12 protein-coding genes are annotated in these 13,925 nt (G+C 41.5%); all 12 read right to left on the bottom strand.

Annotated features, from left to right (window positions below; all coding sequences use genetic code 11):
- Positions 1-492: 492 nt before the first annotated feature.
- Positions 493-1,743 carry a tyrosine--tRNA ligase gene (gene tyrS / locus H5S41_RS04105; RefSeq protein WP_182598637.1) on the bottom strand — a complete coding sequence of 417 codons (1,251 nt, stop codon included), beginning with the start codon at positions 1,741-1,743 and terminating at the stop codon, positions 493-495.
- Between the two features lie 366 nt (positions 1,744-2,109).
- Positions 2,110-3,141: a hypothetical protein gene (locus H5S41_RS04110; RefSeq protein ID WP_182602435.1), complete on the bottom strand. Its 1,032-nt coding sequence runs from the start codon at positions 3,139-3,141 to the stop codon at positions 2,110-2,112.
- A gap of 170 nt (positions 3,142-3,311) precedes the next feature.
- On the bottom strand, positions 3,312-3,998 hold the full coding sequence (locus tag H5S41_RS04115) for a 2,3-diphosphoglycerate-dependent phosphoglycerate mutase (RefSeq protein ID WP_153710783.1): 687 nt from the start codon (positions 3,996-3,998) through the stop codon (positions 3,312-3,314).
- A gap of 99 nt (positions 3,999-4,097) precedes the next feature.
- Positions 4,098-5,351: a phosphoribosylamine--glycine ligase gene (purD, locus tag H5S41_RS04120; RefSeq protein WP_182602436.1), complete on the bottom strand. Its 1,254-nt coding sequence runs from the start codon at positions 5,349-5,351 to the stop codon at positions 4,098-4,100.
- Positions 5,352-5,367: 16 nt separating this feature from the next.
- Positions 5,368-6,906, bottom strand: coding sequence for a bifunctional phosphoribosylaminoimidazolecarboxamide formyltransferase/IMP cyclohydrolase (purH, locus tag H5S41_RS04125; protein ID WP_231833073.1), 1,539 nt, complete (start codon positions 6,904-6,906; stop codon positions 5,368-5,370).
- A gap of 3 nt (positions 6,907-6,909) precedes the next feature.
- Complete coding sequence (gene purN / locus H5S41_RS11930) at positions 6,910-7,482, bottom strand: phosphoribosylglycinamide formyltransferase (protein ID WP_231833074.1); 573 nt, start codon at positions 7,480-7,482, stop codon at positions 6,910-6,912.
- Between the two features lie 9 nt (positions 7,483-7,491).
- Positions 7,492-8,529, bottom strand: a complete 1,038-nt coding sequence (gene purM, locus H5S41_RS04130) for a phosphoribosylformylglycinamidine cyclo-ligase (protein WP_182602437.1) — start codon at positions 8,527-8,529, stop codon at positions 7,492-7,494.
- Positions 8,526-9,989, bottom strand: a complete 1,464-nt coding sequence (gene purF, locus H5S41_RS04135) for an amidophosphoribosyltransferase (RefSeq protein WP_182602438.1) — start codon at positions 9,987-9,989, stop codon at positions 8,526-8,528. The genes purM and purF overlap by 4 nt, the downstream gene beginning before the upstream one ends.
- Positions 9,965-12,193: a phosphoribosylformylglycinamidine synthase subunit PurL gene (gene purL, locus H5S41_RS04140; RefSeq protein ID WP_182602439.1), complete on the bottom strand. Its 2,229-nt coding sequence runs from the start codon at positions 12,191-12,193 to the stop codon at positions 9,965-9,967. The genes purF and purL overlap by 25 nt, the downstream gene beginning before the upstream one ends.
- 3 nt (positions 12,194-12,196) lie before the next feature.
- On the bottom strand, positions 12,197-12,877 hold the full coding sequence (purQ, locus tag H5S41_RS04145) for a phosphoribosylformylglycinamidine synthase subunit PurQ (RefSeq protein ID WP_182602440.1): 681 nt from the start codon (positions 12,875-12,877) through the stop codon (positions 12,197-12,199).
- Positions 12,878-13,126 (bottom strand): phosphoribosylformylglycinamidine synthase subunit PurS, encoded by a 249-nt coding sequence (gene purS / locus H5S41_RS04150; protein ID WP_163705670.1) that lies wholly within the window; start codon positions 13,124-13,126, stop codon positions 12,878-12,880.
- Positions 13,127-13,846 carry a phosphoribosylaminoimidazolesuccinocarboxamide synthase gene (purC, locus tag H5S41_RS04155; protein WP_182602441.1) on the bottom strand — a complete coding sequence of 240 codons (720 nt, stop codon included), beginning with the start codon at positions 13,844-13,846 and terminating at the stop codon, positions 13,127-13,129. It lies immediately after the preceding gene.
- Positions 13,847-13,925 lie beyond the last annotated feature (79 nt).

Consider the following 13,925-nt stretch of genomic DNA (forward strand, 5'->3'; position numbering starts at 1 on the left):
ATTGACTTCGCAAATGTTTTGCTTCAAATCACATCGTGATTGAAGACCCTACACATTTGATTCGTCGAAACTTTGTTCAGTTTTCAAAGGTCTACCAGTTAACTAACTAAGCAGTCAATCAACATATTTATTATATCATGCATCAACTTAACTTGTCAAGAAGAAATTTTAATTAATTTTGAATTCCTTCTAAATTAATAACTCAATCAGCAACTTTATTAATATATCATGTTGTCAATCAGATGTCAACAATTATTTATAACTTTTAATTTGAAGCATCTCAACAGCACATCACTGTTTTGACAACGATAATTACTATACATGGATTTCACTCCCTCGTCAACACTTTTTCTAAACTTTCTAAATTTATTTTTTAAATACAAACATTTCACTTTCTTTTATAAAATTTATTTGTTTTTAAAGTTTAAAAACAAATAAATACGCCCCTAAAGCATATCCTTAAAAGCGTATTTACTAACAATCATTTTATTCTTATTTTACACGGGCTAAGTAATAATGTTTCTTACCTTTTCGTACAATTACAAATTTACCATCAAAGTGTGCCTGCGGATCGATTTCTGCATCAACATCATCGACTTTTTCACCATTAATTCTAATTGCGCCGCTTGATACATCTTGCCGTGCTTGGCGACGTGAAGGTTCAATGCCATTATCGGTTAACCAAACAACAATATTTTCTTTCTTGTTTTCTACATCAACTGAAGGCATATTCTTAAACCCTTGTTCAATTTCCGCAACAGAAAGGTCTGCCACATCCCCAGAAAACAGTGCTTTACTAATTCGTTCCGCTTCCTCAACCGCTTCTTGTCCATGAACAAACTTTGTTACTTCTTGGGCTAAGCGGCGTTGGGCTTCCCGTTTCCATGGTTCGTTTTTAACCTTTTCCGCCAAGTCATCGATTTCTTCTTTGGACAAGAATGTAAAGTACTTCAAATACTTTACAACATCACGGTCATCTTGGTTAATCCAGAATTGGTAGAACTCATATGGTGAAGTCTTTTCCGGATCAAGCCAAACTGCACCACCAGCGGTTTTACCAAACTTAGTTCCATCTGCCTTCAACATTAATGGAATTGTAAGTCCATATACTTTTGTGGCTGGTCCTTCTATCTTGTGGATTAAATCTATTCCGGCAGTAATGTTGCCCCACTGATCAGAACCACCAATTTGTAGTTGAACGTCATTATGACGGTAAAGATGAAGGAAATCGACTGATTGAAGAATCTGGTAAGTGAATTCAGTATACGAGATTCCGGCATCCAATCGGCTAGCTACGACTTCTTTATTTAACATTGTATTAATATTAAATAATTTACCGTAGTCACGAAGGAAGTCTAATAAGCTAATCTTGGAAAGCCATTCATAATTGTTAACAATCGTAAAATTCTCTGTACCAAACAACTTCTTCATCTGAGCAGTCAAAGCTTCTTCGTTATGGTGAACCTGATCCATTGTTTGAAGCTGCCGTTCTGATTTTCGCCCTGATGGATCACCGATTGCGCCGGTTCCCCCACCGATAATAATAACCGGATGATGTCCAGCTAATTGGAACCTTTTCAAAATCATAAATGGAATTAGGTGTCCAATATGAAGACTATCTCCTGTCGGGTCGGTTCCGCAATAAAGGGCAATCTTATTTTCTGATGTTAATTTACGCAAACCTTCTTCGTCTGTAACTTGATTAATAGCGCCACGCCATTCTAGCTCATTAAGAATATCCATGCTTTACCTCCAAAATTCTCGGATACAAAAAATCCCTGGCCTCAATAAATGAAGTCAGGGACGATTTACCGCGTTACCACCTTGATTTGCAGCTAAATAGCTACCACTCTAGTCGATAACGAGACGATCCGTTCAAATGCTGAAAGACTCCGTAAGTGTAATTCGCACAACGGTATTGGCCAAGTTTACAGTAACCACTTGCTTCCTAAATGTCCAACCGCTCGCTACTAAAATTACTTCTTCGTCTTTAATTATTGCCGTCATTGTACATGGAATCAGCGACTACTGTCAAGCACTATTTAACATGAGATTACTATCCAAAAAATAAAAAGCTGAAGACATTCTCACTCTCCAGCTCATTGTTAATTATTTATCTTTTTTAGGTTCGTGCTTAGCAGCTGATGATGGTTGCTTCTTAGTCTGCTTTTCTACGTATACTTCATGGACATAAGCTTCACCTGTTAAATCGGCAACCGGCTTAAATGTATCTGTAAAGAGAACATCCATTTCCATCCCTGCCCGTGCCTTATTATAGTACAAAGCAAGAATTGCATAGACAACTGGGAGATAACAAGCAATTCCCACAATTACAACAACAATTCCCACATATGTAAGGACATATGTAGCTGTATAAATGCCGTAAAAGGCAAGACCGCCAAAGATCAAGCTCCATACTAAGATTGGAAGCAATTCTAATACAAACACGATTGCAAAGTAGTTCCACTTCCGTCCGGTCATAAAGCGGCGACTTGCGGTTAAAGCATACCGCATTGATTGACCAAGAAATTGTGGCTGCTTTTCACGATATAGGAAGTACGATTGCGAATATTCAATACTCTTCCATAAAACAACAATATCGTTAAGAATACGAATTGTCCAACCGGTATAAACAGCCGCCATCCCTGACAAATGAGGCAGTAGTAAGGCACTAACAATACTAAGCGGCAAGCTCCACAAGAACGTAAACAATGTAACGTAAAGCATGATCCGCCAAAGTTGATTTTTCCGCAAGTGCTTGTAATGCATCCAAATTGACCCAGCACTAACCGGTTGTTCTGGATAAGCTAATTTATCCTGGTAAGTATACTGTGTTGCTACTGCAAAAAATGAATAAAAGAATGCTAATACCGCAATGATTGCGAAAATCCCCAGAACTTCTAACAATGAGAACAGGATTGCAACCGGGGAAGCCATCCCGTACATTACCATCATCATCGTCATACTCATTGATGCTGCAATATTAGAATTAAGCAACGTCAAAATTGAAACTAAAGCAATAAAAATAATTGAAACTCCAGCAACTGGCCACATCGCCTTTAAATAGTTAGGCTTTACCAGTTTCTTCAATGAAGTTACGAATTCCTCCATTGGAAGTGTTCGTTGTTTTTCCATTTTCATTTAAATTCTCTCCATCTTATTAGATTCTGATGTTAATCATACCACAACTCATTATAAGCTCAATTTATTCGCTAAATTATTCATTATTTCTTCACAGTTAGATTAAAAATGGAGAGGCTACAGAAAATATTACTTTTCCTACCTCTCCATTTTAATAAATTGTTTTTATTTTAGTACTTTTCCTTGCTTAATACATTAAGCTTGTCATCGAAGTCGTAAACAACTGGTTGACCAGTAGCCATTTCAAGGTTCATGATATCTTCGTCAGAAATGTCTTCAATGTACTTGCTCAATGCACGAAGAGAGTTACCGTGGGCAGCGATAATAACGTTCTTGTTATCCAAAAGCTTTGGTGCAATTTCGTCTTGCCATAAAGGAATAACCCGTTCCAAAGTAACCTTTAAGTTTTCACCACCAGGAATGGCACGTGGGTCTAAGTTAGCGTAACGACGGTCTTGAGCAGCAGAACCTTCATCGTCAGCACTTAGCAATGGAGGTAACACATCGTATGAACGACGCCAAATATGAACTTGTTCGTCACCGTACTTTTCAGCAGCCTTCTTTTTGTTGTGACCTTGAAGTGCACCATAGTGACGTTCATTTAGACGCCAAGTCTTGTATTCAGGAATCCATAATTGATCGCATTCTTCAAGAGCGTAATGTAAAGTCTTGATAGCACGCTTCAAAACAGAAGTATATGCGTAATCGAACTCAATGCCGTGTTCTTTAAGGGCCTTACCGGCATTCTTTGCTTGTTCAACACCCTTTTCACTTAAATCAACATCAACCCAACCAGTAAATTGGTTAGATAAGTTCCATTCACTTTGACCGTGACGAATTAATACTAATTTAGCCATGTTCAATTGACCTCTTTCTTCTTAAATCTCGCTTTAAATAGCATTACTTCATTATTTTAATCCATTCGCCGTCAAATTCCAATAGCGAGCCCTAAATTCCTATAAGCCTGCTTTGGCTCCAATGTCATGACGGTAGAAGCATTCTGGTTCATCAAGACAGGCTAAATAATCATAAACCTGGTCATGCGCCTTTTGAAGGGATAAGTCTTCTCCTATAACCATTAGCAACCGCCCGCCAGCACCAACCAATTCATTAGCTGTTCCGGTAACGTTTGCATAGTCAATAGTAATATTATCAGCCACCGGAAATACGCCCAATTTCTGCCCGTGGACTGGCTTAGTTGGATATCCTTTTGATGCTAGGACAACACCAAAACAAGCATCTGCGCCTTCGATAACTTCCGGTAAAGGCCGGTCATTAATAGCGGCATCCACAAGTTCAAATAAGTCTGTTTTCAGCCGTGGCAAAATCACCTGTGTTTCCGGATCACCAAGGCGAACATTATATTCAATTACTTTAGGCCCTTCATCAGTCAAAATAAGACCAATATACAAAATCCCATGATAGTGGTAGCCACCAGCAACTAAACCATCAACTGTCGGCTTAACTACCTCATCGACCATCCGTTGAAAAACAGCCGAAGAAAGTTGGGGCAGCGGGCTATAGGCGCCCATCCCCCCGGTATTAGGACCTTCATCCCCATCAAATGCCCGTTTATAATCTTGAGCCATTGGCAGAATCCGATAGTGCCCATTACTAACCAACACAAACATTGAATATTCTGAACCAGTTAGGCACTCTTCAATAACCAACCGTGCCTGCCCATTAGCAAACATCTCTTTAATCGTTCTAACCGCTTCATCCCGGGTTTTAGCAATAACAACTCCTTTTCCTCCCGCCAAGCCGTTTTCCTTAATTACTACGGGAAAGCCAAACTGGTCAACACCATTAATTGCCGCCGTCTGGTCACGATAGGTTGCGTGGCGAGCGGTTGGAACATGGTAATTCTTCATAAAATTAAGGGCATAGTCTTTTGAACCCTCTAGTTGAGCTGCCCGAGCGTCGGGACCAAAAGCCTTAAGTCCGGCTGCTTCAAATTCATCAACAATTCCATCAACTAAACAATCTTCAGGACCAACAAACGTCCATGCAACCTCATGATCTTTAGCAAACTGAATCAGCTTAGCAAAATCAGTCTCTGCAATTGCCACCGGAACCACACCGATTGCAGCCATCCCAACATTTCCCGGCGCGCAATATACCTGCTTAACACGGGGACTTTTTTGTAATTTTTTTGCAATCGCAAATTCACGACCGCCTTCACCCACAACTAACACATTTTGCTTTTTCATAAGGTCCTCCTAAAACTTAGTGGCGGAAATGCCGAATCCCCGTTGTTACCATTGCAATTCCATACTTATTAGCCATATCAATTGATTCTTGATCGCGAATTGAGCCACCAGGTTGAACAACCGCCTTAATCCCACGTTTACCTGCATATTCAACACAATCACCAAACGGGAAAAAGGCATCTGATGCCATTACTGTTTGTTCATCGATATTATTGCCAGCATGTTTGACCGCAATTTTTAATGAATCAATTCTATTAGGTTGTCCTTCTCCTACGCCCAACGTTCGCTCATTATTTGCTAATACAATTGCGTTTGATTTAGCATGTTTGACCGCTTTCCAGGCAAACATCAAGGTTTTAAGCTGTTCCTCCGTTGGCTGCGTCTCAGTAACACATTGCCAGTCATGATAATCTTCTTTTAATGTATCTTGTTCCTGGAGTAGCATTCCACCCATCACGGATACTACCTCATGCTTCGTCGGTTCGTCCTTCCTACTAAAATCAAGACTTAGCAAGCGAATATTTTTCTTCTTTGCTAACAACTCATAAGCATCGTCATCAAAGCCGGGTGCTATAACAATTTCTAAAAAGATCTTATGCATTTTTTCTGCAGTTGCTAAGTCGACCTGCCGATTAAGTGCAATTACCCCGCCAAAAATAGAAACCGGATCTGCTTCATAAGCGCGGTCCCAAGCCTTAACTAAGGAATCACCACGGCCAATTCCGCATGGGTTCATGTGCTTCATCGCTACTACTGTCGGCTCATCGAATTCACGAATACACCGTAATGCTTCATCCGCATCCTTAATATTATTGTAAGAAAGCTTTTTACCGTGTAACTGCTGAGCTTGCAAAATCGAAAAACTCTTAGGAAGGGCGTCTTCATATAACCATGCTTGCTGATGACTATTTTCACCATAGCGCATCGTTTCTTTCAGGTCCCAGGTTAAAGTTAATTTTTCTGGGTCGTTAATGCCGATCTGCTTTGTAAAGTATTGCGAAATAAGGGCATCATAAGCGGCAGTATGGCGAAATGCTTTTGCAGCGAGTTTTGCGCGCGTGGCAAGCGTAGTGTTCCCTTCATTTTTAATTTGATTTAAAACTTCATCATAATCAGCTTGATCCACAACAATTGTCACATCATGGTAATTTTTTGCTGCAGAGCGAACCATGCTCGGGCCACCAATATCAATGTTTTCAATTGCATCATTCGGTTTAACTCCCGGCTTTTCAATTGTTTCTTTAAACGGATAGAGATTGACGCACACTAAATCGATTGGCGTAATCTTCAACTCTTTTAAAGTCGCCATATGTTCAGGAAGGTCACGACGCGCTAATAATCCCCCATGAACATACGGATTTAGTGTTTTTACCCGTCCATCAAGGATTTCTGGAAAATGAGTAACTTCTTCTATTCCAATGGTTGTAATTCCTGCTTCATCTAATACCCGCTTTGTTCCGCCAGTCGAAACAATCTCAAATCCGTTTTCAACCAACCCCTTAACAAATGGGACCAAGTTCTGCTTATCGGAAACACTTACTAATGCTCTTTTCATAACTTAATTTTGCTCCTTTTTTAATGCCTGTTTAAGTGCCTGCGGATATAAATGATGTTCAGTTTCATGGACTCGTGCTGCCAATGTCTCAATAGTATCCGTTGGTAAAATCGGCACATGTTCCTGCGCAATAATAGGTCCTGAATCTAATCCCGAATCAATATAGTGAACCGTTACTCCTGTTTGTGCCCGCTGATCATTAAAAGCCCGCTCAATAGAATGTAGCCCAGGATATTCTGGTAACCACGCTGGGTGAAGATTAATAATCCGATGGGCATAATGATCTAAAATTGTAGGACCAATCACCCGTAAATATCCGGCTAAAGCAATAAAATCAACCTGATATTCCTGTAATACTGCTAATAATCTTTGCTCATATTCTTCTTTTCCGCCGCAGGATTTAACAGTAAAGCTTACAGCTGGAATCCGTAATCGTTTTGCCCGTTCCATCACTGGCGCATTGGGGTGATTGCAAAATAGCAATACTAATTCACCCGGTAAGTCACCATCTTTAAAATGGCGGGCTAAAACTTCAAAGTTAGTACCATTTCCTGATGCTAAAATTGCAACTTTCATTTAGAAACCTCACTTAATAACAATCTTCTCCGTATTGGGCAAACAATGACGAAGGTAGCCGATCTGGTAACTAGGCATTTGCTGCTCTGAAAGCAAACGTTGAACCTGGGGCGCCTTTTCTGGTGCTACCGCTAATACCATCCCTAGTCCCATGTTAAAAGTTTGAAAACAATCATCCCTTGTTAGGTCCCCTAAAATACGCAAATAATCAAAAATCGGTAATTTAGGCCACCGGGATGAATCAACAACTGCTTGTAAATTATTGCCAAGCATTCGGGGAACATTCTCAATTAATCCCCCGCCTGTGATATGACTAATGCCATGAATCAATTTCTGATGAATTAATGGCAAGACTGCTCGAACATAGATTCTGGTTGGTGTTAATATCGTTGCGCCAACACTCTGGCCGCCTAGCTCAGCCGGACAGTCGCCTAACTCAACATGGTGATCCTTAAATAAGATTTGCCGAACTAAGGAAAAGCCATTGGAATGCAAACCGCTAGACGGTAAACCGATAAGGATATCTCCTTTTTGTGGTCCATTTGTCGTTAACAGCTCTTCTTTTTCCGCTACCCCCACAATCGTTCCTGCTAAGTCATATTCGTCCTTATCATACATATCTGGCATTTCTGCCGTTTCACCGCCAATTAATGCTGCCTCCGCTTGCCGACAGCCAGTCGCTACTCCTTGAACAATTTCTGCCATTTTCGCAGGATTATTGTGACCAGTTGCAATGTAATCAAGGAAAGTTATCGGCGCGGCTCCCTGTGCTAGGACATCATTAGCACACATTGCTACCACGTCGATTCCGATTGTGTCATGTTTGTCCATTTGTTGAGCAATTAATAGCTTAGTTCCAACTCCATCCGTTCCTGAAACAAGGATAGGCTGTGCTACTTTTAATTTGCTCAAATCAAACATTCCGCCAAAACTGCCAATTCCGCCTAGTACTCCAGGGCGAGCAGTAGAGTTAACCGCTGCTTTTATCCGGTGAACAAGCTCATACCCAGCGTTGACATCAACACCTGCGTCTTGATAGCGGCTCATTTAACCTGCTCCTTTCTCACCATTCGTTCCTGTTCATTTAATGACTTTAAATATCCTTCTTCATAATCATAAAGAGGGGTTGGATACTTTCCATCAAAATAAGCAACCGTAAGTCCGCCATTAGGGGCATCTCCTGCATCAGGCACGTCAATCGCCCTGATCAGCCTATCCTTGCTCAAAAAATTAAGTGAATCCGCACCGATCAGTTTTCTCATCTCTTCAACCGAATGATGAGCAGCCATGAGTTCTGAGCGCGTTGAAACATCGATTCCATAAAAGCACGGAAATTTAAATGGCGGAGATGAAATCAACATATGTACTTCTTTGGCGCCCGCTTTCTTAAGCATCTGAACAATCTGCTTAGAAGTAGTTCCACGGACAATTGAATCATCGACTACCGCAACCCGTTTTCCTTTCACTACTCCTCGTACCGCCGAAAGTTTCATATGAACCCCAAGTTCCCGTAATTCTTGGGTAGGCTGAATAAATGTTCGCGCAACATATTGGCTTTTTATTAATCCCATCTCATACGGTAAGCCGCTTTCCTCAGCGTAACCGCTCGCTGCCGACAGGGATGAGTTAGGGACGCCAATAACCATATCTGCATCAACCGGATGTTCCTGTGCTAGTAATTTTCCCATTCTTTTACGCGCATTATGGACGGTTACCCCATGAATAATTGAATCCGGACGCGCAAAATAAATGTATTCCATCGAGCAGATTGCTAGCTGCGTTTGCGTGGTGTAGTGGTCAATATGCAGGCCATCGCGATCAATAATAATCAATTCGCCTGGTAAGACATCGCGAACGAATTTAGCGTTGACGATATCTAGCGCACAAGTTTCACTAGCAACCACGTAAGCGCCATTAGTCAACCGTCCAATACATAACGGACGAATTCCATTCGGATCAAGTGCGGCAATTAATCGGTCTTTTTGTAAAAGCAAGTAGGCAAACCCGCCATGGACAATATTCAAACTCTTTTTCAAAGCCGGAATAAAACCTTTATTGATATATTTACGAATTAGGTGGATTAAGATTTCCGTATCAGAATCGGACTGAAAAACTGCCCCTTCATTTTCTAATTCACGTCGAAGAGTAATTGCATTAGTTAAATTTCCGTTATGTGCTAGTGCAATACCGCCATCATGAAAGCGAAAGAGAAAAGGCTGAACGTTAGCAATCGAATTATGCCCGCTTGTACCATAACGAACATGACCGATTGCCGCTTTACCCAATAAGCGTTTGAGTTCTGCCGGATCAGCAAAAACTTTCGACAATAATCCCCGGTCACGGTGTTGATAAAGGTTTTCGCCATCTGTTGAGATAATTCCTGCTCCTTCTTGCCCACGATGTTGAAGGGTATGCAGGCCGTAGTAAGTTAATTGACTAGCATCTGTGGCACCAAAAACACCAAATACCCCGCACTCTTCATTTAGTCCCTTGATTTCAGCTGACACGGAATCGCCTCCTCCCATACTTTTTGCAGCTTATCAACACGAGCATTAAGTTCACTATCTGCTAGTTTTGCCATCAGCCAATGACTATTCGTAACTTCGCCGATCATCGTCGCATCCCCGGCTAATTGCTTTTCAAATTCAATTGCCTTTTCTGGAGCGACTGTTACTACAAACCTGCCTGGAGTTTCACTAAATAGTTGCGCAGCTGTGTAATCAGAAAGATTTAACTTAAACCCTCGTTTTGTCTTAAACAACATTTCAGCTAAAGCTACGCCTAAGCCACCCTCGCTAAGGTCATGGGCGCTTGTAATCAATCCTTTTTCCATTAACAAAAGTAATTTCTTCATGTATTCATGAACGTGGTGAAGGTCAAATGGTTGTACAAGACCGCTAATGTCCCCTGTTAACATTTTTTGCAACTCCGAACCGGCATAATCATCGCGGGTGTTACCAACCAAATAAACTTTATCGCCAGGGTGTTGCACGAATGATGGGATTACATGCGCAACATTTTTGATTAGGCCAACCATTCCAACCATGGGAGTAGGATGAATTGCACGGCCATTATTCTCGTTATATAAGGAAACATTGCCTGAAATAACCGGTGTATTGAACTCCCGACAAGCATCCGCCATTCCTTGAACCGATTGATGGAGCTCCCAGAAAATTTCAGGATCAGTTGGGTCGCCGTAATTTAAACAGTCAGTAATAGCTAACGGTTCCGCCCCGCTGGCAATCACATTTGCGGCCGCTTCTACCAGGGCGATTTGTCCGCCAACCTCTGGATTTAGGTAAACAAAACGACCATTTCCATCCGTTGTCATCGCTAATCCCTTTTGAGTTCCCCGAATCCGCAAAACTCCCGCATCACTTCCGGGACCGACAACTGTATTCGTCCGTACTTGTGAATCATACTGCTGATATAAGCTGCTTTTATCAGCAATCGTTGGCTGCTGAAGCAAATCTAACAAGGTTCGGGTCGGATTAACGATCTGCGGATACCATGGCGTTTGTTGCTCTGCTTGGATAATTCGGTCTGGTTTTTTCTCCAAGCTTTCTTCCTCTAATACATCATCAGTCAAACTCGAAACCGGAATATGACAAACTTCTTCACCATCATGAAATAACACATAGTCATGTCCTGGTGTAATTCGGCCAATCGTTACCGCTTCAAGACCATAAAAATCAAAAATTTCTTTTACATCCTCTTCATGTCCCTTTTTCACGCACAATAGCATCCGTTCTTGCGATTCGCTTAACATAATTTCATAAGCCGACATGTGCGGTTCTCGTTGTGGTACAAGATCAAGGTTTAGTTCCATTCCGCTTGCTCCTTCAGATGCCATCTCTGCACTTGAAGAAACAATTCCCGCAGCACCCATATCTTGAATCCCGACGAGCCATTCCGGATGATTCTTAATTAGATCTAAACATGCCTCTAGCAACAGTTTTTCCATAAAGGGATCACCAACTTGGACAGCTGACCGTTGTGTATTATTTTCATCATTGAAATCAGCGGAAGCAAACGTCGCACCGTGAATGCCGTCACGACCTGTCTTAGCACCCACATACATTACCGCATTGCCTATTCCAGCAGCCCGTCCTTGTTGAATGTCTTTTTGATCCATTAGCCCAACGCTCATTGCATTGCATAAAACATTACCTTGATAGCACGGATCAAAAGTTGTTTCGCCAGCAACTGTAGGAATTCCCATACAATTTCCATAGTCGCCAATTCCTCGGACAGTATTCGCTACCTTCATCCGCATCGTTTGATCTGTTAACTCGCCAAAATGCAGCGAATCTAATGACGCAATTGGTCGTGCACCCATACTGAAGATGTCCCGGAGAATCCCCCCGACCCCCGTTGCAGCACCTTGATACGGTTCGACGGTCGTGGGATGATTATGACTCTCCGCTTTAAATACCACTGCTTGACCATCGCCAATATCAACAACACCAGCACCTTCTCCCGGTCCTTGAAGTACCCGTTCATTTTTGTTGGGAAAAAGGCGTAGAACAGGTTTCGATTTTTTGTACGAACAGTGCTCACTCCACATTGCTGAGAATAAGCCGGTTTCCGTGTAATTTGGTAATCTTCCGAGGAGGTGTGTTCGAATGTAATCATATTCGGCCTCCGTTAGACTCCAATCTAAGTAAGGTTTTTTCTCTTTAATTTCTTCTGGGGTCATTGCTTGTCTCATCAATCATGCCTCCGCTTTTACTCTGCCATTTTCTAGCAAGGATTCAAATAACCGCAACCCATCAGTATTACCAAGCAGCGATTCAACTGCCCGTTCTGGGTGAGGCATCATCCCTAGGACATTTCCACGCTCATTAGTAATTCCGGCAATATTATGTAAACTACCATTCGGGTTTCCTTCTGCATAACGAAAGACGATTTGATTATTTCTTTCTAGCCGATCCAATGTTTGCTCATCAGCATAGTAGCTACCATCAGCATGAGCAATTGGCAATGATATTCGTTCGTGTTTTTGATATTGGTTGGTAAATACTGTTTGTGAATTAACAACTTCTAGGGGAACATTTTTGCAGATAAACTGCTGACTGTCATTAGGTTTTAACGCTCCCGGCAGCAATCCGGCTTCCGTTAAAATCTGAAAGCCATTGCATGTTCCAAAAACTGGTTTCCCAGCATCTGCCATCGCAATTATCGCTGGCATAATATTAGTAAAACGGGCAATTGCACCTGCTCGTAAATAATCCCCATATGAAAAACCGCCTGGTAACATTACCGCATCAAAACCATTAAGACTCTTTTGATAATGAGATACATACTCAACATCAGCATGGCAAACAGAGTGAAGTGCTTCATAAAGATCGACATCACAATTTGAGCCAGGGAAAACAACTACCGCAATTCTCATTTAGGCTTCCTCCATTACTTGGTAAGTGTACGTTTCCATGTTGAAATTAACGAGTAGTTGATCCGCGATTTCTTTTACCGCCCTTGCAACATCTTCACCAGTTGCCGTTAAAGTTACATCGAAAAACTTTCCTGCTTTTACGGCAGTCACTTCATCATGACCCAACGATTGAATTGCTTCTTTAATTGTTTCACCTTGGGGATCAAATACCGATGGCTTATATGTCACGAAAATCCGAACATTTGTCATTTAATTTTCCTCCTTGATAACCGCCTGTAAGCGTGCCAGAACTTCATCATAGGTCTGTGTTAAATCAGCAAGTTTACGCCTGTATACATCCTTATCCAGGTGGTGATTGGTAGCCGTATCCCATAAGCGGCAATTGTCCGGTGAAAATTCATCAGCCAAAATAATTTCACCATTACTAAGGCGGCCAAATTCAAGCTTAAAATCAACTAATTGCATCCCCGCCTTGGCAAACAAAGGACGGAGCAGCTCATTTACTTTTCGGCAAACATTCCACATTTGCGCAAGGTCTTGATGACTAGCAATCTTTAGGGCAACCGTCGCCGATTCGTTAATAAACGGATCATCAAGGTCATCGCTTTTAAAGAAAGTTTCTTCAACCGGATTGGCAAGAACAGCCCCCTCTTTAAGTCCATACCGTGTAGCAAAATGTCCAGCAATCACATTCCGCGTAACAAACTCAAGCGGAAACATCTGACACTTCTTTACTAGATCCTCGTCAGCAGATAATTTCTTTATAAAATGAGTAGCGACCCCATGATCCATTAGGTAACGAAAAATAAGAGATGAAATTGCGTTAGCTGCCTTTCCCTTTCCCGCAAAGTGCTCTTTTCGTTTACCGTTTAGTGCAGTCGCTTGATCCAAGTAAACAACTCTTAAAACATCTGGATCATCGGTTTGCCACATTTCTTTTGCTTTACCGGTATACAATAATTTATCCATCTCAAGGAACTCCCTTTCAAAAACACGAACTATAATTAATATTTTTAGTTCTAACTTCGGTTTCCATGAACATAATATA

Origin of the sequence: Limosilactobacillus albertensis (assembly GCF_014145555.1) — a bacterium.
Taxonomy (GTDB): domain Bacteria; phylum Bacillota; class Bacilli; order Lactobacillales; family Lactobacillaceae; genus Limosilactobacillus; species Limosilactobacillus albertensis.